The organism is Shinella sumterensis, assembly GCF_004514425.2.
Taxonomy (GTDB): Bacteria; Pseudomonadota; Alphaproteobacteria; order Rhizobiales; family Rhizobiaceae; genus Shinella; species Shinella sumterensis.
Genome location: NZ_MYFN02000016.1, coordinates 66,857 through 87,169 on the forward strand (window position 1 = coordinate 66,857; position 20,313 = coordinate 87,169).

Below are 20,313 nucleotides of genomic sequence, written 5' to 3' on the forward strand. Positions count from 1 at the left end.
AATCTTGCCGGATCCAAGGTCCGGCAGTTTGTCAACGTGTGGCGGTCTACCGCCGGTTATGTAAGGGCCAAAGGGCGCTTTTCACACCTTTTGGCAAGCAAAAACTTGCGTTCCCGCAAGTTTTGCCTCAGGCGGCACGCCGGCGCGACACGACGCGCGAGAATGCCGCCAGAAAGCGTTCCACATCCGCCATAGTCGAGCCCGGGCCAAGCGACACGCGAAGCCCGCCAAGCGCGGCATCGAACCCCATCGCCGTCAGCACATGGCTCTGGCCGACCTTGCCGGACGAGCAGGCCGAACCGGCCGAAAGCGCGATCCCCTCCAGATCGAAGGCGATCTGGCCGGTTTCGGACTTCAGGCCCGGCAGGCTGAAGAACGAGGTGTTGGCCACACGCTCGACCTCCGCGCCGTGAATGATCACGTCGTTGGTCGCCGCGCGCATGCCCTTTTCAAGCGCATCGCGAAGGCCGGCAATGCGGCTGTTGCGCACGGCCGGCTCATCGGCGGCACTGCGCGCGGCAGCGGCAAAACCGGCAAGCGCCGCCGGGTTCTCCGTGCCGGAGCGATGCCCCTTTTCCTGGCCGCCGCCGCGGATCAGCGGCACCGGCATCAGCACCTCGCCGCGCGAGACGAGCGCGCCAGCGCCCTTGGGACCGCCGAGCTTGTGCGAGGACAGGATCAGGAAATCGGCATCCAGCGCCTCGATATCCACGGGCATGCGGCCGACGGCCTGAACCGCATCGACGACGAGAAGGCCGCCATGGCGCCGAACGATCTCCGCCACGGCCTTCACCGGCTGGACGATGCCGGTCTCGTTGTTGGCAAGCATGACGGCGACCATCGGCAGGCCGCTTGCCTTGTCGTGGTTCTGCAGCAATGTCTCGAGCGCATCGAGATCCACGACACCGGCGGGTGTCACTGGGATGCTCGTCACGGCCTCGCGGGAAAAGCGGCCGCCTTCGCGGATCGCGGGATGCTCGATCTCGCTTGCATAGAGATGGCCGATGGCGAGCGGCGTGCGCCCCATGCGATAATTCGGCGTGAGGACGAGGTTCGCCGCCTCGGTCGCGCCGCTCGTGAAGATGACATGGGCCGGCGCGGCATTGACGAGCGCTGCCACGTCCCGGCGCGCGGCTTCCACGAGCATGCGCAGCGCCCGGCCCTCGCCGTGCACGGAAGACGGATTGCCAACCAGATCGAGCGCCACGACAAAGGCGTCACGCGCCGCCGGCAGCAAGGGCGCCGTCGCGTTCCAGTCCAGATATGTGCGCTCGGTTCTGGTCATTCTTTATCCGTGCCCGGCAATCAAGGTCCATGCGCGTGCATTTTTCTTGAAATTTCCGTCGGGCTTGCCTTATGACACCAAACTCACGGCGCCAACCTGGCGCCCTACAGTTTCGAATGGTTCTAAACTAGGTTCTAGAAAAGCTGACTGCTTTCGTCAAGACTTCAGTTGACAAGAATCCGTTTTCGGACCCGAGCTTGCCGGAGTAAGAATGCCCGAAATCATCTTCAACGGACCCGCCGGTCGCCTTGAAGGCCGTTACCAGCCGTCCAAGCAGAAGAACGCCCCGATCGCCATCGTGCTGCACCCGCATCCGCAGTTCGGCGGCACGATGAACAACCAGATCGTCTACCAGCTGTTCTACATGTTCCAGAAGCGCGGCTTCACGACGCTGCGCTTCAATTTCCGCGGCATCGGCCGCAGCCAGGGCGAATTCGACCATGGCGCGGGCGAGCTGTCGGACGCGGCGTCGGCACTCGACTGGGTGCAGAGCCTGCATCCCGATTCCAAGAGCTGCTGGGTCGCCGGCTATTCCTTCGGTGCGTGGATCGGCATGCAGCTCCTGATGCGCCGCCCGGAAATCGAAGGTTTCATGTCGATCGCCCCGCAGCCGAACACCTACGACTTCTCGTTCCTCGCCCCCTGCCCGTCGTCCGGCCTCATCATCAACGGTGAAGCGGACAAGGTTGCACCGGAAAAGGACGTCAACGGCCTCGTGGAGAAGCTGAAGACGCAGAAGGGCATCCTCATCACGCACAAGACCGTGCCGGGCGCCAACCACTTCTTCAACGGCCAGACAGAAACGCTGATGGCCGAATGCGAGGATTACCTCGACCGCCGCCTCGCCGGCGAACTGACACCGGAACCGGCCGCCAAGCGCATCCGCTAAGCGGCCGACAGGTGCACAGACAAAAGCCCGATGCTTCGCCATCGGGCTTTTTTGTTGGGCGCCTAGTTGGAGGTGCGCACGATTTCCAGGACGACGGAGGGCGGCTCGGCTTCCCGCACGCAATCGCGTCCGGCGCTCTTGGCGGCGTAAAGCGCATCATCCGCCCGGCGCATGGCAAAGCGCGGAAGCTCCCGCTCTCCGAGTTCCGCAACCCCGAAGCTTGCCGTGATGCGCAGATGCGGCGGCAGGCCCGGCACGGGCGAGAGCGCGCGTGTCGCCCGCAATGCCTGCGCAAACAGCATGGCCGCATCCCTGCCGGTATGCGGCAGGAAGAGCGCGAACTCCTCGCCGCCGATGCGTGCGACGAGGGCATCCTTCGGTGCCGCCGCCGCCAGCATCTCGCCGAAGGCCCGCAGCGCGGCGTCGCCGCCCGAGTGGCCGTAGGTGTCGTTGACCGCCTTGAAATGATCGAGATCGCACAGGATCAGGCTGTGCACGCCGCGCTTCGCCATGAGGGCCTGGAACCGGTTGTCGAAACCGCGCCGGTTGAGGAGGCCGGTCAGCGCATCCATCTCGGCATTGACCTTCTCGCGCGACGGTGCGGGGCGTAATGCTAGGCGCTGACCGCGAAGAAAATATTAACCGCGGCCTACAGATTTGTGGAGGACCCCGCCCGTCACCGCGGCCTTCACGCCCGTCGTCGCGGGAAAGGTGAGCGGCAGGCCGGCAAGCGACCGCACCGCCAGATAGGCCCACGCTTCCGCCTCCATACTGTCTCCGTCGAGCCCCAGCGCCTCCGCAGCGACGACCTCGGCCTCCTCCCGTTCGGCAAGCGCGGCAAGGTCCTCCATGATGACCCTGTTCAGCCGGCCGCCGCCGCAGATCACGTAAAGCGCGGGACGTTCCGGCAGATGACGCGCGGAGCGCAGGATCGCCGCCGCCGTGACATGGGCGAGCGTGCGTGCGCCGTCCTCGAGGTTCGCGTCGGTGTCCGACGGCGGGCGGAAATCGTTGCGGTCGAGCGAGCGGCGCACCGGATCGCTGAAGAAGGGAAGATCAAGATAGCGCGCCGCAAGCACGGGATCGATACGGCCCTTGGAAGCGATCGCCCCACCTTCGTCGAAAGCGATGCCGGCGCGCGCTTCGACCCATTGGTCGATCAGCGTATTTCCCGGTCCGGAATCGTAGGCGACGATCTCTCCGCCGCTGCCGATGAAGGTGATGTTGGAGATGCCGCCGATATTGACGAAGACGACGGCCTTGCCGCGCGCATTGGCGTGGCTTGCGGCGAGTGCGGCATGATAGGCCGGAACCAGCGGCGCGCCCTGCCCGCCATGCACCATGTCGTTGGCGCGCATGTCGCAGACGACTGCGATGCCGGTCTCGGCGGCCAGCAGTCCGCCATCGCCGAGCTGCACGGTCAGGCCGTCATCCGGCCGATGCAGCACGGTCTGGCCGTGAAAGCCGATGACATCGATATCGGCGGCGGACAGGTCGTTCTGTGCGAGGAACGCTTTCACGGCCGCGGCATGGCGCAGCGTCAGCTCCCGCTCGACCGCGGCCAGATCGCCCGGCCGGTCCCCGCGATCGCGGATCGCCCTGGCCGTTTCAAGCGCATCCTGCAGGCGAAGGCGGAAGGCGGCGTCATAGGCCTGCGCCATGGCGGGCCCACGCTCCACGCGCCCCTCCCCATCGGTGCGCAACAGAGCGACATCTATGCCGTCGAGGCTCGTTCCGCTCATGAGGCCGATGGCCGTTTTCACTGCTGTCATGCGTCCTCTCCAGACTCACTTTTAAAGTGATTATGCCTGCAAACGATGTTAAACGCCCCGCTGTCCACCGGAAAACGATGTCCGGTCATCACGATTACACCAGAGAGACAGGCCATGTCCGAATTCAAATCCGATTTCCTTCGCACGCTGAAAGAGCGCGGCTTCATTCATCAGATCTCCGATGAAACGGGCCTCGACGACCTTCTCGCCAAGGAAACCGTGACGGCCTATATCGGCTTCGATCCGACGGCGCCCAGTCTCCATGCCGGCGGGCTCATCCAGATCATGATGCTGCACTGGCTCCAGAAGACGGGCCACCGCCCGGTTTCGCTGATGGGCGGCGGCACCGGCATGGTCGGCGATCCCTCCTTCAAGGACGAGGCGCGCCAGCTGATGACCCCGCAGACCATCAACGATAACATCGCCAGCATTAAGAAGGTCTTCTCCAATTACCTCACCTATGGGGACGGCCCGAAAGACGCGTTGATGATCAACAATGCCGACTGGCTGCTCGGCATCAACTACCTCGAATTCCTGCGCGACGTCGGCCGGCACTTCTCGGTCAACCGCATGCTGGCCTTCGACAGCGTGAAGATGCGCCTGGAGCGCGAGCAATCGCTGTCCTTCCTCGAATTCAACTACATGATCCTGCAGGCCTACGATTTCGTCGAGCTGAACAAGCGCCATGACGTGCGCCTCCAGATGGGCGGCTCCGACCAGTGGGGCAACATCATCAACGGCATCGACCTCGGCCACCGCATGGGTTCGCCGCAGCTCTATGCGCTGACCTCGCCGCTTCTGACCACGGCGTCGGGCGCCAAGATGGGCAAGTCGCTTTCGGGCGCCGTGTGGCTGAACCCGGACATGCTGTCGGCCTATGATTTCTGGCAGTACTGGCGCAACACGGAAGATGCCGACGTCTCGCGCTTCCTGAAGCTCTACACGACCCTGCCCATGGACGAGATCGCCCGCCTTTCGGCGCTTGGCGGCTCGGAAATCAACGAGGTCAAGAAGATCCTCGCCACCGAAGTCACGGCGATGCTGCATGGCCGCGAGAATGCCGAGCAGGCGGCCGAGACGGCGCGCAAGACCTTCGAGGAGGGCGCGATCGCCGAGAACCTGCCGTCGATCGACGTTGCCACGGACGAACTCGAGGCCGGGGTCGGCCTGCTCGCGCTGATCGTCAAAGCCGGCCTTGCCGCCACCAACGGCGAGGCGCGCCGCCACGTCCAGGGCGGCGCGGTGCGCATCAACGACACCGCCGTCTCCGACGAGCGCCGTATCGTCGGCACCGCGGATGTTTCCGCCGATGGCGTCATCAAGCTCTCGCTCGGCAAGAAGAAGCACATCCTCGTGCGCCCGGCCTGAGCGCCCACAATCTGAATCACGATCGAGGCCGCCTCCGGGCGGCCTTTTTCATTGGAATTCGAAGATGTTGCGGAAGACGCCCGGGGCGATGATCGACAGCGGGTTGATCGTGAGATTGGGGTGCTCCAGCGAGCCGGCCAGCTTGAAGGTGATGCCGATCAGGCCGCGGTCGTTGCCGTTGCCGAGGATGACGCCGATCAGAGGCAGTTCAGCGAAGAGCCGGTTGAGGCCGTAGGCCGGCATGAAGGTGCCCGTCATGTCGATATTGCCGTTGGCGTCGCGCACGATGCCCTGGAATGTCGCGCCGACCGTTTCGCCTCGCACGACGCCATTCGCCACACTGAGCGCACCGCCGGAGGCACGCACCTGGGCAAAGCCGCGCGAGAACTTCACGGCACTGACATCGATCTCCCGGCGGACCGCCTGGTTGAGGCTGCGGCCGTTTTCCCCGGCCGGTGTCGAGACGAGCGAATGCAGCCGCTCCTCGCCCACCAGCGCGAAGTTGCGGATATCGACCGAACCGAGCCAGCCGTTCGCACCCGTGTCACGCAGGCGTACATTCAGCAGCCCGCCCCGCATATGGCGGTAGACATCGGCAAAGCGCGCAACGGCGCCTGCATCGCCGCTGGTCAGCTGGATCACGTCGACGCCATCGGTTTTCACCACCTGGGCCACGACAGGCGCGCCACCCGATGTCACGCCGGAGAGGTTCAGCCCCGAAATGCGCCCGCCGGCCGTGTTGTAGCTGAACTGCACGTTGGACAGGCTCTCGCCGTTGAAGCCCACGGCACGCGAGAGGCTCGCATCCACGCTGACCGATTGCTTGTCGCGGCCGCTGCCCCCGGTCGCGTTCTTGAGCCGGGCGAGCACCTGGCGCACATCCGCCGCCTCGCCATTGGCGGCGACCCGGTAACCGGACTTCGAGCGGTCGACCTTGATGCGGAAACTGTCATCGGCCGACAGGCGGACGGTCGAGAAATTCGCCGAATCGAGCGAGGCGCCGCGGAAATTCAGCGCACCGGCGACATTGAAGCCGTCACCGGCGAACCGGAAATCCGAAATCTTCGTCACGCCATCGGCCGTGCTGGCGGTCAGCGTCACCTTGCCGCCGATGCCCGCGCCCTTCGTCCAGCCCAGCCAGGGCACGGACACCGCCGCCTTGCCCATGTCGGCCTCGACGCTGCTCGTTCCATCGCCCCCCTGCTCGACGCGGATGTCGACAGGCCCCTCGACGATCTCGTCGAGACCAGGCAGCAGCGAACGGCGATCCTTGTTGCCGATGGTGCCTGACAGTGTCGTCTTGCGCTTGGCGCCGCTGGATTTGTCGACGGGCTCGACCAGCGCGATGTTGAGGCCGACGCCGTCGACATCGCCCTTCGCATCGAGCACCGCCTGCCGCGGATCGATCGTCAGGACACCGTGCAGGTCGGTCACCTTGCGGCCGGCGACCGGCTTGCGCACGTCCACGCCGTCGAGCGTCAGCGCCGCATTCCATTCGGGCGGCGGCGGCTTGTGCGCGGGGATCACGCCGAAATGCGCCTTCACCTTGGCCTTCACCGGGCCGGAGAAATCCTCGGGCACGAAGCCCGTCGCGGGCAAGGCGCGGATCGGGCGATAGGTGACGAGTTCGGCGATGGCATCCGCATCGCCGGAAACGTCGATGTCCATGTCGGCCATCAGCGGCCTGGTGTAGTTGTCCGGCAGGATGAAGGTGCCGCCGGTCAGCGCGACGGATCGGCCCGACGGGAAATAGGCCGTGCCGCCCTTGATGGAGATTTCGGCGCGCGGCCCACGCAGGCGGAACTGGCCGGATGTGTCACGCAGCGGCGGGATTTCCCCCGCCACGTTCATGCGCGCACCCTCGATATCGAAATCGATCTTCAATTCGTCTTCGGTGAGGCGCATCGGCACGCCCGGCGTTCGCTCGCGCCCCTCGGCGAGATAGAACTCGATGCGGCCGTTCGTGACCGTGCCGCCGAAAATGTTCTTGATCACCCAGCTGCGCGCCGTCTTGGCCATCCAGAACGGCCAGAACTGCTTGACGGCAGCCGATTCCAGCTCGCTGGCGATCATCACGAAGCTGATTTCCGGCTGCCGGTCGCCGAAGCGCATGGCAAGCGAGCCCGCCACGTTGCCCTTTTCGCTCGACACCGCCATTTCGTCGAATTGCAGCTTCTTCGTCTTCGTCAGGTAATAGCCGCTCGCCTTCGCGTCGAAGCGGATCGGCGCCTCGGTGGAATCGACCGGACGGCTGATCGCGTTGCTGAAGACGAGATCGATGGCGAAACCCTTGTTCGGCTTGTCGGAGACGCGGTCGAGATCGATGAGGCCGCCGGTGAAGGGGAAATGCGACTGGCCGACGCTCGCATCCTTCGACGCGAGCTCGATCGACCCCTTGTCGAAATTATAGCTCGCCTTGATTGTCGACGGGCGCAGTTCGGCCGGCACGCCGTCGCCATAAACCGTGCCGGCGGCAAGGCCGATGTCCACCACCAGCCGGGGCTTTGCGGCTTCGCCTTCGCGTCCGGCGCTGACGGTGACATCCATGGTGGTGTCGACACCCGCATGAATGTCTCCGTCAGGGGCGTGGCTCAGCAAAAGATTGCCGAAGGCGACGTTGCGGATGACGCCGTCAATCGTGCGCACCGAGCCGCCCTGCGTCGCCGCGGTCAGGTCGATCTCGCCCTCCTTGTCGTTCAGCAGAAACCGGCCGTCGATGGACATGGTGCCGGACGCATCGCGCGAGAACTGGAGATCCGCAATGGACAAGACGACAGGACGCCCGCCCGGTCCCTGGAACGTCGCCCCGAAATCCGACAGGTTGACGGCCTGCATGCCGCTCGAATCGATCAGGCGGTCCATGCCGTCCAGCCGCTCGAACGCCGTTTCGAGATAGTCGGGCACATCGGAAATGCGCAGGTCGTCGAGATCGAGCGGCTTGCTTTCGGGCAGGAGCGCCGCATTGATCATGACGCCATCGACATCGAGCCGCGAAATGGCGACGCGGCCGACGACAAGCGCCGTCGGATCGAGCACCAGGCCGACCGCCTCGGTCGTCGCCATCTCCTTCTGCGACTGCACATCGACGATGCGCACATTCTCCGCCTTCAGGACGAAGCCGCGCAGGCCGGCGACGCGCAGCACCGTGTGATCCACCGAGGCCCGGTAACGCGGCCCCAGCGCATCGTTGAGGGCGGTGACGGCGCGGGCGTTCAGGGTGCTGTCGAAGACGCCCGCCTCCACAAGCGCGACAAGCCCCGCGCCGATGAACAGGACGAGCGCGACCACACCGGCAAGGATACGGCACAGAAAGCCGGTTCGCCCGGTTTCCACGGCGTGCAGGACGATCGGCTCATGGGCCCGCGCGGACGGCAGTTCGTGCAGCGGAACGATATCCTGCTTGCGGAACACAACTTTCTCGCCGCGGATCTCTCCCATGAAGCGTTTGCTTTCCCCTGCCCTGGTTCGCCGTGCTATCCCGTGGAAAGGTGGCGTGCCGTCCGCTCTGCGCTGGACGATTCTGCCCGTCACTATATATGCGGAAAGCCCGGTCCCTGACTCAAAAAGCCGGCCAAAGAAAGGAAATCCCATGGCAGAACTGGCCCCCGGCATGAAAGCCCCCGATTTCACGCTGCCACGCGATGGCGGCGGCACCGTTTCCCTGCAGGATTTTCGCGGCAAGCCCGTCGTGCTGTTCTTCTATCCGAAGGACGACACAAGCGGCTGCACGACGGAGGCGAAGGATTTTACCGCCGCCCGGCCCGATTTCGACGCCGCCGGCGTCGCGCTGATCGGCATGTCGCCCGACCCGGTCAAGAAGCATGATTCGTTCGTCAAGAAGCACGGCCTCGACGTGCCGCTCGCCTCCGACGAAGGGCTGGAGACCTTGCAGGCCTATGGCGTTTGGAAGGAAAAGAGCATGTACGGCCGCGCCTATATGGGGGTCGAACGCACCACGGTTCTGATCGATGCCGAAGGCAAGATCGCCGAGGTCTGGAACAAGGTGAAGGTCCCCGGCCATGTGGCCGCCGTCCTGGACGCTGCCAGGAAGCTTTAAGCGACGCGATCAAGGCCCTGGAATGACTCACACCCCGCACATCGAAAGCCTGCGCGGCGGCGCCACCGCCGCGATCGCCTCGGCCGATCTCGACATGAAGGCGGATCTTGCGCAGGAAACCGCGCGCCGCTGGTTTGCCCGCACGCTCTCGATACGCTCGCCGCGCGATCCGGTCCTGCCCGCGCGGCCGGGCCGGCCGGACAAGCCGGACCTCGTGCCGCCGCGGAACATGGAAAAGCGCTCGCTGCACACCGAGAAGGGCCGCATCGCGCTCCTGCACGCGCTCGCCCATATCGAGCTCAACGCCATCGATCTCGCCCTCGACATCGTCGCGCGCTTCACGACCGAGCGGGTGCCGCATTCCTTCTTCGACGGCTGGATGCAGGTGGCCTTCGAGGAAGCCAAGCATTTCCGGCTGATCCGCGACCGCCTGCGCGAGCTCGGCGCCGACTACGGCGACCTGCCCGCCCATGACGGCCTGTGGCAGGCCGCGCACGACACGCGCAACGACCTGACCGCGCGCCTTGCCGTCGTGCCGCTCATCCTGGAGGCCCGCGGCCTCGACGTGACGCCCACATTGCAGATGAAGATGCGCGAGACCGGCGACCACGCCAGCGCCGATATTCTCGACATCATCTACAACGACGAGAAAGGCCATGTCGCCGTCGGCGCGAAGTGGTTCCGCTTCCTCTGCGCGCGGGAAAAGAAAGACCCTTCCGCCACCTTCCAGCATCTGGTGCGCACCAATTTTCGAAGCCCGCTCAAGGCGCCGTTCAACGATGTCGCGCGTGCAGAGGCGGGGCTGACGCCGTCATTCTACCGCGCCCTCGTTTCCGTAAGCCAGAGCTGATATTTCCGGCCGAAACGAGCCCCACGAAAGGCTTTATTAACCCTAACAGAGTGTAATCCCCGCCAAGAGCACGGCAGCGCGAGTCACCGGATGACGCGCCGGTAGCGTAGCTGAAACGTCTGGGGGTCATCTGTGGCGGAGCGTCCTGAAAACCGCGTCTTCGGAAAACGCGCGCAGCAGCATGTCGTTATCCTGGCGAGCGGCGACAAGATCCGCCACATGACCATCCGTCCCTGGATGGCGGCCGTCACATTCTGTTTTGCCGGCATGTTCACCGTCGGCTATCTCGCCGCCACCTCCTATCTTGTCCTGCGCGACGACCTCATCGGCGCCACGATGGCGCGCCAGGCGCGCATGCAGCACGATTACGAAGACCGCATCTCCGCGCTGCGCGCCCAGGTCGATCGCGTGACCAGCCGCCAGCTCCTCGACCAGCAGGTCGTGGAAGAGAAGGTCGAGAAGCTGATGCAGCAGCAGCTGGCGCTTTCCGCGCGCCATGGCAAGCTCGACGCCCTGCTCAACCGCGCCGAAACCGTGCCCCTGCCCGAAGAAAAGCCGGTGACGGACGGCCGCCGTGCCGACGCCGTCGGCGCGATCAACGCCATCATGGGCAACGTGGCCCCGCAAAAGACCACGCAGCTCGCCTACGCTTCGACCGGCGAATCGGTCGCCGATCGGGCCGACCGCCTCTTCTCGCGCGTCACGCTGTCGCTGAAGGACCTCGAACACGACCAGCTGAACCGGATCCAGTCTCTGACGGCAGGCGCATCAGAAACCGCCGACGCCATCCAGACGATCCTGCGCCGCACCGGCTTCGATGTCACCGAGACGCCCGCCGCCGACGATCAGGCTGCCCAAGAGGGCGCGCAGACCGCCATCGGCGGCCCCTTCGTTGAGCCCGAAACCCTTTCCAATCCCTTCGAGGAATCCATCAACGACCTCGACGATGCGCTCGATCGTCTCGATGCGGCCCGCCGCACGGCGCGCAAGCTGCCCTTCGGCAACCCCTCGCCGGGCAGCAACATCACCAGCCGCTTCGGCAACCGCACCGATCCGTTCCTCGGCCGGCTGGCGCTGCATGCCGGCATCGACTTCCGCGCGAGCACGGGCACGCAGATCCGTTCCAGCGGTGCTGGCACCGTCACCGTTGCCGGCCGCAACGGCGGCTACGGCAACATGGTGGAAATCGATCACGGCGACGGCCTGACCACGCGTTACGCCCATCTTTCCCGCGTTCTCGTCAAGGTCGGCGATCACGTCGAGGCGTCCGACCCGGTCGGCCTTTCGGGCACGACGGGCCGCTCCACCGGCCCGCATCTGCACTACGAAGTGCGCCGCAACGGCAAGGCGATCGACCCGATGCGCTTCCTCACGGCGGGCATGAAGCTGACCACCTACATGGATTGACGAACGCCAGATCCGTTTCCCTTCGTATGACAAATTTGTCGTCCGGCAGCAGCAAATAGGCCGCCGGTTTTGTAGAAAAGCTGATTTCCTTGACTTTCCGGCACTTTCGGCATAAGTGCGCTGCATCCTAGCGGCGCATCGACCGCTACAACTCATTGTGTTCGCGAGAACCGGAACGGAAACTGTTTTTCCTTTGACCACTTTTGCTGATCTTGGCCTGAGCCAGAAAGTCCTGTCCGCCGTCACCGATTCGGGCTACACGATCCCGACCCCGATCCAGGCCGGCGCCATCCCGCCGGCGCTTGCGCGGCGCGACATTCTCGGCATTGCCCAGACAGGCACCGGCAAGACCGCCTCCTTCGTGCTGCCGATGCTGACCCTTCTCGAAAAGGGCCGTGCCCGCGCCCGCATGCCGCGTACGCTGATCCTCGAGCCGACCCGCGAACTGGCCGCACAGGTTGCCGAGAATTTCGAAAAATACGGCAAGAACCACAAGCTGAACGTGGCGCTCCTCATCGGCGGCGTCTCCTTCGACGAGCAGGACCGCAAGCTGGAGCGCGGCGCCGACGTGCTGATCTGCACGCCCGGCCGCCTTCTCGACCATTGCGAGCGCGGCAAGCTGCTGATGACCGGCGTCGAAATCCTCGTCATCGACGAGGCCGACCGCATGCTCGACATGGGCTTCATCCCCGATATCGAGCGCATCGCCAAGCTCATTCCCTTCACGCGCCAGACGCTGTTCTTCTCGGCCACCATGCCGCCGGAAATCCAGAAGCTGGCCGACCGCTTCCTGCAGAACCCGGAGCGCATCGAGGTGGCCCCGCCGTCCTCCACGGCAAAGACCGTGACGCAGCGTTTCGTCGCCACCCACAGCAAGGATTACGAGAAGCGCGCCGTGCTGCGCGATCTCATCCGCGCCCAGGACGATCTCAAGAACGCGATCATCTTCTGCAACCGCAAGGTCGATGTCGCGGACCTCTTCCGCTCGCTGGACCGCCACGGCTTCTCCGTCGGCGCCCTGCACGGCGACATGGACCAGCGGTCGCGCACGACGATGTTGGCGAATTTCAAGGAAAACAAGCTCACGCTACTCGTGGCGTCCGATGTCGCGGCCCGCGGCCTCGACATTCCCGATGTGAGCCACGTCTTCAACTTCGACGTCCCGATCCATGCCGAGGACTATGTCCACCGCATCGGCCGCACCGGCCGTGCCGGCCGCTCGGGCGCCGCCTTCACCCTCGTGTCCAAGCGTGACGGCAAGTTCGTCGACGCCATCGAAAAGCTGATCGACCAGAAGATCGAATGGCTGAACGGCTCGCTCGAGGACCTGCCGCAGCAGGCCGAAAGCGAAGAGCGTGAACGCCCGCGCAACGGCCGTGATCGCGGCGGGCGCGACCGTGACCGCTCGCGCGGCCGTGGCAAGAGTGAAGCCCGTGCCCCGGAACCCCGGGTCGAGGCAATCGAGACCGAAGAAAAGGTGGACGTCGTGAAAGCTGAACGCAAGGCGGACGTACGGCCGCAGAATCCCGCACGCAATCCCCGCGCAGCAAACCACGCCGCGCCGCGCCCGGCCAACGACGACAGCCGTGACCGCCGCAACCGCTATCGCCGCGACGACGATGACGGCCCGACGCCGCTCGGCTTCGGCGACGACGTCCCGGCCTTCATGCTGATTGCCGGCAAGGCCTGATAGCGCCGGATTTGCGCATTCCGGCGCGAAACCACACCTGCTGGATTTCCTGAATGTCCACTCCTGGGATAGACGTGCCGGGCCTCGGTTGCGGCCTGGCTGTTTTGCGTGACGGCAAGCTGCTGCTCTACCGCCGCGTCAAGGCGCCGGAGGCCGGGTGCTGGAACATCGTGGGCGGCAAGGTCGACCACATGGAACGCGCCATCGATGCCGCCCGTCGCGAGGCAGAGGAAGAAACGGGCATCGCGACGCGCACCCTCGATTTTCTCTGCATCTCCGAGCAGATCATCACGCAGGAGCGGCAGCACTGGCTGTCGCTTATCTACGTGACCGACGATTTTTCCGGTGAGCCGCGTGTCATGGAGCCGGAAAAGCTGCCGGAATTCGGCTGGTTCGCGCTCGATGACCTGCCGAGCCCGCTTTCGCGCTTTGCCGCGGATGCAGTGGACGCGCTCATTCGGCGTCAGCCGGCGCGCAACGCCGCCTCGTAGGCGCGCCGCACCCAGATCGCCATCTCGTCGGGATCGTCAAAGGCCGCTTCCGGCACCGACCAGTAGGGCATCTTCACCGGCGTGCCCTTCTTGCCCTCATAGGTCCATTGCCGGCACCCGGCCGCCTCGAATTCGGGCGCGCTGACCGAATCGGCCTTGAGCAGGATCTCGTCGCGAAAATCGATCGCGAGGATGCGGCCCTGATGGTAGATGCCCTTGCCGCCGAACATGCGCCGGATCGTCACCGGCCCGAGCGCCTGGAACATCTCTTCAATCCCGTCGCGATCCAAGTTCCGCTCCTGTTTCTCGCCGCGCCTTATAGCGTATGATAGCCCCGATCCTTGTAGATGAGCGCCGGACGATGGTCGCCGAAGGAAACGCCCATCACCTCGCCGATCAGCACCATATGGGTCGCCATGACCGTGACTTCGACGAGCCGGCAATCGAAGGCCGCCAGCGCATTCTTCAGCACCGGAGCACCCGTCGCAAGCTCCTGCCAGTCGCCAAGGGCGAAACGCTCTTGCGGTGTCATCGCAGGGTCACGGCCGGAAAAGGCGTTGGCGAGATGGATCTGGTCCGCAGCGAGCGCGTTCAGCGCGAAATGGCCGCTCTTCTCGAAGATCGCGTTCTTGGAATTCGAGGCGTTGACGCAGGCAAGCACCATGGCCGGGCTGTCGGAGACCGAGCAGGCGGCGGTGATCGTGACGCCGCGTCTTTCGCCGTCATGCGCGGTCGTGACGATCTGAACATGGCCGGCATAACGGCTCATGGCATCGCGATAACGCGACGGATCCAGCGTCGATCTGTCCAACACGGCATTCTCCTTTGACACTGGAGATACATGGCGAAAATGAACGCAAATGTAACCCCCGAACGCCGAATTTTCCTGTCTCTTTCAGGACAATGGCCGGGTTTGGGACTTTTCCCTTTGACGCCCGAAGCCCGATCCGTACAAAGGAAACGATCGCGATCCATGGGTTGAAGATGAAGAGCGCCGTCCTTGCCAGCGTGTTTGCCGCCGTCGCCTCGCCTGCCTTCGCGGCCGGCCTGACCTTCGCCGTCGTGGCCCCCACGGAAGGCCCGCTCGCCATTCTCGGCCAGCAGGTGCGCGATGGCGCCCGCTTTGCCGCCGCCGCCAATGGCGACACCGTGGTCGAGATCGCGGAAGCCTGCGACGAAACCGATGGCGAAGGCATCGCCGGGCAGATCATCGCCGCGGACGCACGCGCCGCCATCGGCTTCCTCTGCACGGAAGGGCTTGCCGCCGCGCTGCCGGCGCTTGCCGAAGCGAAGATCCCCGCCATCACGCTCTCCGTGCGCTCCGGCATTCTCATGGAAGATGCCCTAAAGAAAAAATGGCCGCTCTTCCGGCTGGCGCCCGGCCCGAAGGCGGAAGCGGAAAAGGCCGTCGAGGTCATCACGCGCCACTGGAAATCGGAACCCTTCGCCCTCATCGACGACGGCACGATCCATGCGCGCGAACTGGTGGAGGCCGTGCGTCTCCAGCTGGAAGAGATCGGCATGAAGGCCACCTTCGTCGATACGTTCCGCCCCGCCCAGGAACAGCAACTGACGCTGGTGCGCCGGCTTGCCAAAACGGGCGTCACCCGTGTCTTCGTCGGCGGCGACCGGACCGATGTCGCCGTGATCGCCCGCGACGCGAAGGCGGAGAAGATCTCGCTCGCCCTGCTGGGCGGCGAAGCGCTCCTGGGCGCCGATCCGCTGGTTCCGATGACGGACGGTGTGCAGGCGATCGCCCTGCCCGATTACCAGACCCTGCCGGAGGGAAGGCCCGTGGCCGCTGCCATGCAGGCCGAGGGCATCGTGGCGGAAGGTTATGTGCTGCCGGCCCATGCCGCCGTAAGCGTGGTGGCTGCGGCCGCGGCCGAAGGCGGCGACCTCATCGAAAAACTCACGGCCGGCAGCTTTGCCACCGCTCTCGGCCCTGTCGCCTTCGGCAGCGATCACGAATTGCGGGACAATCCCTATCGCCTGCTGGTGTGGCGCGACGGCGCCTTCACGCCGGCCGATGCCGAGAAGGAAGGCGAATAGATGCACCCCGGCCCGAAAAACCGCATTACGGATGTCGCGGGCCTCATGGTTGGCAATGCGACGGACCACGCGCTGCGCTCCGGCGTGACGGTCGTGCTCTGCGAAGAGCCGGCAATCGCGGCCGTCCAGGTGCTGGGCGGCGCGCCCGGCACCCGCGAGACGGACCTTCTCGAACCGCACAACACGGTGCAGACGGTCGATGCCGTGGCGCTTTCCGGCGGCTCCGCCTTCGGGCTCGATGCCGCCTCCGGCGTGCAGGCCGGGCTGCGGGAGGCCGGCCGCGGCTTCGCCGTCGGCCCGCACCGCATTCCCATCGTGCCGGCCGCCATCCTGTTCGATCTCATGAACGGCGGTGACAAGGACTGGGGCCGCTACCCGCCCTATCGTGAACTTGGCTATGCGGCGCTGGCCGCCGCGGCGGAGGAGTTCGAGACCGGCAGCGCCGGCGCCGGGACCGGGGCGCTCACCGCCACCTTCAAGGGCGGGCTCGGCTCCGCATCCAGCGTGCTCGACAGCGGTTTCACCGTCGGGGCGCTTGTCGCGGTCAATGCGCTCGGGTCCGCGACGGTCGGCGATAGCAGGCATTTCTGGGCAGCACCCTTCGAGGAGGACGGCGAATTCGGCGGGCTCGGCCTGCCCGCGCCTTTTCCCCCGGAAGCAAGGCTGCCACGGACGAAAATGTCGCGCAACCCGACCGGCACGGAAAACACGACCATCGCCGTCATCGCAACCGACGCCATCCTGACCAAGGCGGAGGCGAAGCGTCTGGCGATCGCCGCCCATGACGGCCTTACCCGCGCGCTGTGGCCGGCGCATACGCCCTTCGACGGCGACCTCGTCTTCGCGCTCGCCACCGGCCGCAGCGGGCGCACACCGGCACCGGAGGATTTCGTCGAGCTGGGCGCGGCCGCCGCCTCGACCATGGCCCGCGCCATCGCGCGCGGCGTGCACGACGCCAAGCCGATGGCGGGCGACGTCATGCCGAGCTGGGCGACGGGCTAATTCGCCCGTTGTTCCCCCCTGCCGGGAATGATATGGCCACGCGCATATCCTGCCCTGTCCTTTTCCGAGGAGCCTGACATGACCCTTCCCATCCGGATCGCGCCCTCCATTCTCGCCGCCGACTACGCCAGGCTCGGCCAGGAAGTGCGCGACGTCGTTGCCGCCGGCGCCGACTGGGTCCATCTCGACATCATGGACGGGCATTTCGTGCCGAACATCTCCTTCGGCCCCGATGTCATCAAGGCGCTGCGCCCGCACACCGACGCCTTCTTCGACTGCCACCTGATGATCTCGCCGGCCGACCCGTATCTCGAGGCCTTCGCCAAGGCGGGCTGCGACAGCATAACCGTGCATGCCGAGGCCGGGCCGCATCTCGACCGCTCGCTGCAGGCGATCCGTGCGCTCGGCAAGCGCGCCGGCGTATCGATCAACCCGGCGACCTCCGAAAGCGTGCTGGACTACCTCCTAGACAAGATCGACCTCATCCTCGTCATGACGGTCAATCCCGGCTTCGGCGGCCAGAAATTCATTCCGGCGATGCAGGAAAAGCTGCGCCGCGTGCGCAAGATGGTCGGCGACCGGCCGATCGACATCCAGGTGGATGGCGGCATCGCGGTCGATACGATCGCCATTCCCGCGGCGGCGGGCGCGAATGTCTTCGTCGCGGGCTCGGCCATCTTCGGCGGCGGCCACATCGACGCCTATCGCAAAACCATCGAGACGCTCCGCGCCAATGCGGAGGGAGCCCGCGATTGAGGATCGTGCGCAACGCCGCGACGGCGCTTGCCGCCTGTCTCCCGATGGCGACGGGCGCCTTGGCCGGGGACTTTTCCACCTTCCAGTCCATCGGCTTCTCGTCCGACGGCAAGGTCTATGCCTTTGAGGAATTCGGCGTTCAGGACGGCTCCGGCTTTCCCTATTCCACGATCTATTTCATCGACACGGAAAAGGACGCCTATCTGCCCGGCACGCCGGTGCGCGTGCGCATCGATGACGAACAGGCCGGGATTTCCAAAGCGCGGGCGGATGCAATGGCCAAGGCCGCACCGATGATCGAGGAGAACAGGCTTCTCGACAATCCCGGCGTGCTCGCCGCGTTCAACCCGATGGGGCAGCTCGGCGTGGACCGCAGCCGCATCGAATACTACCCCTTCGCCATCGAGCCCATGCCCGGTGGAAGCTATGCCCTTGCGCTCGACGAGATCGCGCTGCCGCTGCCGGAAAAATGCCGTGACGTGACGCCCCACGGTGGCAAGGGTTTTCGCCTGCGCCTCGTGCAGGATGACGGGAAGCCCGTCGATCGGACGGTCTACGAGGACAGGCAGGTTCCCGACAGCCGCAACTGCCCGCTGACCTACCAGCTCTCCGGGGCGCTGACCTTCCCTGTGCAAAGCGGCAAGCGGGTGCATGTGGCGCTGGTGCTGGTGCGCAGCGTCGGTTTCGAGGGCGACAACGGCCGGTGGATCGCCGTGCCCTTCCGGCCCTGACATGAAGCAGACGGCATCCGTGACGGGCTGGAGACATTCGGGGGCCGGCCATCCCTTGCCGCCGGTTTTCCCATCGCCGGCTCTCTGTCTCGGCGGGGCGCTGTGCTGGGGCATCGCGATAGCGGCATGCGCCTACGTCTCGCTCGTCATGCACGACCGGCTGCCGTCATTCCACCTCTGGCGACTTCTCGCCATCTATTTCGCCGGCGGCACCGTTGCATGGCCGATCCTGCTGCCGATGGCACGCCTCCTCTCGCGCCGGCGTGGCATCGAGGCCCGCTTTGCGGCCCATTTCGCCCTGCTGAGCGTGGGAACCGTCGCGGTCACGGCATTTGTCTTCGCGCTGGACTACCGCCTGTTCTATGCCCAATGGCACGAACCCTTCGGCACGGTCATCTGGGCCTTCCAGTTCGCATTCACCACGGCGGGCGCGATCTACCAGTTCCTCGTCATGGGCCTGGGGCTTTATCTTCCGGTCGGGCTGCCGGTGCTTGCCGGCGCCAGTCTGTGGCTTGCCCGCTCCATGTCGACCGCCATGCGTTGAGCTTGCCGCCCATCTTTGCTAAAGCGGCGGCAATTCCCACCTTCCCAAGGAAAGTCTAGAGCCGATGATCCCTCGCTATTCCCGACCGGACATGGTCGCCATCTGGTCGCCCGAAACGAAGTTCCGCATCTGGTTCGAGATCGAAGCCTATGCCTGCGATGCGCTGGCAGACCTCGGCGTCATCCCGAAGTCGGCCGCCGAAACGATCTGGGAAAAGGGTGGCAAGGCCGAATTCGACGTCGCCCGCATCGACGAGATCGAGGCCGTCACCAAGCATGACGTCATCGCGTTCCTGACGCACCTTGCCGAGTTCGTCGGTCCCGACAGCCGCTTCGTGCATCAGGGCATGACCTCCTCCGACGTGCTGGACACCACCTTCAACATCCAGCTCGTGCGCGCTGCCGATATCCTGCTGGCCGACATGGACCGCGTTCTGGCGGCGCTGAAGGCCCGCGCCTTCGAGCACAAGGACACGATCCGCATCGGCCGCAGCCACGGCATCCACGCCGAACCCACCACGATGGGCCTGACGCTCGCCCGCTTCTATGCCGAGATGGACCGCAACCGCGCCCGTCTCGTGGCCGCCCGCGCGGAAATCGCGACCGGCGCGATCTCCGGCGCCGTCGGCACCTTCGCCAATATCGATCCGCGCGTCGAGGAGCACGTCTGCGAAAAGCTCGGCCTGGTGCCGGAGCCGGTCTCCACGCAGGTCATCCCGCGTGACCGTCATGCCATGTTCTTCGCCACGCTGGGCGTCATCGCGTCCTCCATCGAGAATGTCGCGATCGAAATCCGCCACATGCAGCGCACGGAAGTCCTGGAAGCCGAAGAGTTCTTCTCGCCCGGCCAGAAGGGTTCGTCGGCCATGCCGCACAAGCGCAACCCGGTTCTCACGGAAAACCTGACGGGTCTGGCCCGCCTCGTGCGCATGGCCGTGACGCCCGCCATGGAGAACGTCGCGCTGTGGCACGAGCGCGATATCTCGCATTCCAGCGTCGAGCGCGGCATCGGCCCGGACACCACCATCACCCTCGATTTCGCGCTGAACCGTCTGGCCGGCGTCATCGAGAAGCTGGTGATCTATCCGGACAACATGCTCAAGAATCTCGACAAGTTCCGCGGCCTTGTTCATTCGCAGCGCGTCCTGCTTGCCCTTACGCAAGCCGGAACCTCGCGCGAGGACGCCTATCGCCTCGTGCAGCGCAATGCCATGAAGGTCTGGGAACAGGGCAAGGACTTCCTCGAGGAGCTTCTGGCCGACGCGGAAGTGCGTGCAGCGCTTTCCGAGGAAGAGATCCGCGAAAAGTTCGATCTCGGCTATCACACCAAGCACGTCGACACGATCTTCCGCCGCGTCTTCGGCACGGTCTGATCGTCCTGACGGGTACGAGAGGGCGATGGCGCAGCACGCGTCATCGC

At 65.3% G+C, this 20,313-nt stretch carries 19 protein-coding genes; 13 read left to right on the forward strand and 6 right to left on the reverse strand.

What is annotated here, in order from left to right; translation table 11 throughout:
* Positions 1-127 precede the first annotated feature (127 nt).
* Positions 128-1,285 (reverse strand): cysteine desulfurase family protein, encoded by a 1,158-nt coding sequence (locus B5M41_RS22875; protein ID WP_134650778.1) that lies wholly within the window; start codon positions 1,283-1,285, stop codon positions 128-130.
* Between the two features lie 211 nt (positions 1,286-1,496).
* Between B5M41_RS22875 and B5M41_RS22880 the strand changes: the two genes are divergently transcribed.
* Positions 1,497-2,174, forward strand: coding sequence for an alpha/beta hydrolase (locus B5M41_RS22880; RefSeq protein WP_134650779.1), 678 nt, complete (start codon positions 1,497-1,499; stop codon positions 2,172-2,174).
* 62 nt (positions 2,175-2,236) lie between these two features.
* Here B5M41_RS22880 and B5M41_RS22885 read toward each other — a convergent pair whose 3' ends face one another.
* Both B5M41_RS22885 and B5M41_RS22890 read right to left on the reverse strand, forming a co-directional pair.
* Positions 2,237-2,746 (reverse strand): GGDEF domain-containing protein, encoded by a 510-nt coding sequence (locus tag B5M41_RS22885; RefSeq protein ID WP_134650780.1) that lies wholly within the window; start codon positions 2,744-2,746, stop codon positions 2,237-2,239.
* A 66-nt stretch (positions 2,747-2,812) separates the two neighbouring features.
* Positions 2,813-3,946: an anhydro-N-acetylmuramic acid kinase gene (locus B5M41_RS22890; RefSeq protein ID WP_134650781.1), complete on the reverse strand. Its 1,134-nt coding sequence runs from the start codon at positions 3,944-3,946 to the stop codon at positions 2,813-2,815.
* Between the two features lie 114 nt (positions 3,947-4,060).
* Between B5M41_RS22890 and tyrS the strand changes: the two genes are divergently transcribed.
* Positions 4,061-5,314 carry a tyrosine--tRNA ligase gene (gene tyrS / locus B5M41_RS22895; RefSeq protein ID WP_134650782.1) on the forward strand — a complete coding sequence of 418 codons (1,254 nt, stop codon included), beginning with the start codon at positions 4,061-4,063 and terminating at the stop codon, positions 5,312-5,314.
* 48 nt (positions 5,315-5,362) lie between these two features.
* Here the strand turns inward: tyrS and B5M41_RS22900 are convergent, their stop codons facing one another.
* A complete protein-coding gene (locus B5M41_RS22900) occupies positions 5,363-8,752 on the reverse strand; it encodes a DUF3971 domain-containing protein (RefSeq protein WP_167719315.1) in 3,390 nt (1,129 codons plus the stop codon).
* A gap of 151 nt (positions 8,753-8,903) precedes the next feature.
* On the opposite strand from B5M41_RS22900, the gene B5M41_RS22905 reads away from it, so the two are divergent.
* From B5M41_RS22905 to B5M41_RS22925, 5 genes are all read left to right on the forward strand, one after another.
* Positions 8,904-9,371, forward strand: a complete 468-nt coding sequence (locus tag B5M41_RS22905; RefSeq protein ID WP_134650784.1) for a peroxiredoxin — start codon at positions 8,904-8,906, stop codon at positions 9,369-9,371.
* A gap of 22 nt (positions 9,372-9,393) precedes the next feature.
* Complete coding sequence (locus tag B5M41_RS22910) at positions 9,394-10,221, forward strand: ferritin-like domain-containing protein (RefSeq protein ID WP_134650785.1); 828 nt, start codon at positions 9,394-9,396, stop codon at positions 10,219-10,221.
* A gap of 132 nt (positions 10,222-10,353) precedes the next feature.
* Positions 10,354-11,628, forward strand: a complete 1,275-nt coding sequence (locus B5M41_RS22915; protein WP_230640302.1) for a M23 family metallopeptidase — start codon at positions 10,354-10,356, stop codon at positions 11,626-11,628.
* 193 nt (positions 11,629-11,821) lie between these two features.
* A complete protein-coding gene (locus B5M41_RS22920) occupies positions 11,822-13,318 on the forward strand; it encodes a DEAD/DEAH box helicase (protein ID WP_134650786.1) in 1,497 nt (498 codons plus the stop codon).
* Positions 13,319-13,371: 53 nt separating this feature from the next.
* Positions 13,372-13,809 (forward strand): NUDIX hydrolase, encoded by a 438-nt coding sequence (locus B5M41_RS22925; protein WP_134650787.1) that lies wholly within the window; start codon positions 13,372-13,374, stop codon positions 13,807-13,809.
* Here the strand turns inward: B5M41_RS22925 and B5M41_RS22930 are convergent.
* Both B5M41_RS22930 and B5M41_RS22935 read right to left on the reverse strand, forming a co-directional pair.
* Positions 13,782-14,099 carry a TfoX/Sxy family protein gene (locus B5M41_RS22930; protein ID WP_134650788.1) on the reverse strand — a complete coding sequence of 106 codons (318 nt, stop codon included), beginning with the start codon at positions 14,097-14,099 and terminating at the stop codon, positions 13,782-13,784. The genes B5M41_RS22925 and B5M41_RS22930 overlap by 28 nt on opposite strands.
* 26 nt (positions 14,100-14,125) lie before the next feature.
* Positions 14,126-14,620, reverse strand: coding sequence for a flavin reductase family protein (locus tag B5M41_RS22935; RefSeq protein ID WP_413713267.1), 495 nt, complete (start codon positions 14,618-14,620; stop codon positions 14,126-14,128).
* Positions 14,621-14,793: 173 nt separating this feature from the next.
* Between B5M41_RS22935 and B5M41_RS22940 the strand changes: the two genes are divergently transcribed.
* The 6 genes from B5M41_RS22940 (at position 14,794) to purB (ending at position 20,266) form a co-directional block, all read left to right on the forward strand.
* Positions 14,794-15,861 carry an ABC transporter substrate-binding protein gene (locus B5M41_RS22940; RefSeq protein ID WP_134650789.1) on the forward strand — a complete coding sequence of 356 codons (1,068 nt, stop codon included), beginning with the start codon at positions 14,794-14,796 and terminating at the stop codon, positions 15,859-15,861.
* Entirely contained in the window at positions 15,862-16,863 is a 1,002-nt protein-coding gene (locus tag B5M41_RS22945; RefSeq protein ID WP_134650790.1) for a P1 family peptidase, read from the forward strand.
* 78 nt (positions 16,864-16,941) lie between these two features.
* Complete coding sequence (rpe, locus tag B5M41_RS22950; RefSeq protein ID WP_134650791.1) at positions 16,942-17,619, forward strand: ribulose-phosphate 3-epimerase; 678 nt, start codon at positions 16,942-16,944, stop codon at positions 17,617-17,619.
* 5 nt (positions 17,620-17,624) lie between these two features.
* On the forward strand, positions 17,625-18,350 hold the full coding sequence (locus tag B5M41_RS22955; protein ID WP_230640311.1) for a DUF2259 domain-containing protein: 726 nt from the start codon (positions 17,625-17,627) through the stop codon (positions 18,348-18,350).
* A 1-nt stretch (position 18,351) separates the two neighbouring features.
* Complete coding sequence (locus tag B5M41_RS22960) at positions 18,352-18,894, forward strand: hypothetical protein (protein ID WP_230640304.1); 543 nt, start codon at positions 18,352-18,354, stop codon at positions 18,892-18,894.
* A 64-nt stretch (positions 18,895-18,958) separates the two neighbouring features.
* Positions 18,959-20,266 carry an adenylosuccinate lyase gene (gene purB, locus B5M41_RS22965; RefSeq protein WP_134650792.1) on the forward strand — a complete coding sequence of 436 codons (1,308 nt, stop codon included), beginning with the start codon at positions 18,959-18,961 and terminating at the stop codon, positions 20,264-20,266.
* Positions 20,267-20,313 lie beyond the last annotated feature (47 nt).

Excerpts from the sequence above, each read along its gene's own strand:
- tyrS (WP_134650782.1), top strand. The coding sequence starts at position 4,061 with ATGTCCGAATTCAAATCCGATTTCCTTCGCACGCTGAAAGAGCGCGGC.
- B5M41_RS22880 (WP_134650779.1), top strand. The coding sequence starts at position 1,497 with ATGCCCGAAATCATCTTCAACGGACCCGCCGGTCGCCTTGAAGGCCGT.
- purB (WP_134650792.1), top strand. The coding sequence starts at position 18,959 with ATGATCCCTCGCTATTCCCGACCGGACATGGTCGCCATCTGGTCGCCC.
- B5M41_RS22890 (WP_134650781.1), bottom strand. The coding sequence starts at position 3,946 with ATGACAGCAGTGAAAACGGCCATCGGCCTCATGAGCGGAACGAGCCTC.
- B5M41_RS22945 (WP_134650790.1), top strand. The coding sequence starts at position 15,862 with ATGCACCCCGGCCCGAAAAACCGCATTACGGATGTCGCGGGCCTCATG.
- rpe (WP_134650791.1), top strand. The coding sequence starts at position 16,942 with ATGACCCTTCCCATCCGGATCGCGCCCTCCATTCTCGCCGCCGACTAC.
- B5M41_RS22875 (WP_134650778.1), bottom strand. The coding sequence starts at position 1,285 with ATGACCAGAACCGAGCGCACATATCTGGACTGGAACGCGACGGCGCCC.
- B5M41_RS22925 (WP_134650787.1), top strand. The coding sequence starts at position 13,372 with ATGTCCACTCCTGGGATAGACGTGCCGGGCCTCGGTTGCGGCCTGGCT.
- B5M41_RS22910 (WP_134650785.1), top strand. The coding sequence starts at position 9,394 with ATGACTCACACCCCGCACATCGAAAGCCTGCGCGGCGGCGCCACCGCC.
- B5M41_RS22940 (WP_134650789.1), top strand. The coding sequence starts at position 14,794 with ATGAAGAGCGCCGTCCTTGCCAGCGTGTTTGCCGCCGTCGCCTCGCCT.
- B5M41_RS22905 (WP_134650784.1), top strand. The coding sequence starts at position 8,904 with ATGGCAGAACTGGCCCCCGGCATGAAAGCCCCCGATTTCACGCTGCCA.
- B5M41_RS22960 (WP_230640304.1), top strand. The coding sequence starts at position 18,352 with ATGAAGCAGACGGCATCCGTGACGGGCTGGAGACATTCGGGGGCCGGC.
- B5M41_RS22885 (WP_134650780.1), bottom strand. The coding sequence starts at position 2,746 with ATGGATGCGCTGACCGGCCTCCTCAACCGGCGCGGTTTCGACAACCGG.
- B5M41_RS22900 (WP_167719315.1), bottom strand. The coding sequence starts at position 8,752 with ATGGGAGAGATCCGCGGCGAGAAAGTTGTGTTCCGCAAGCAGGATATC.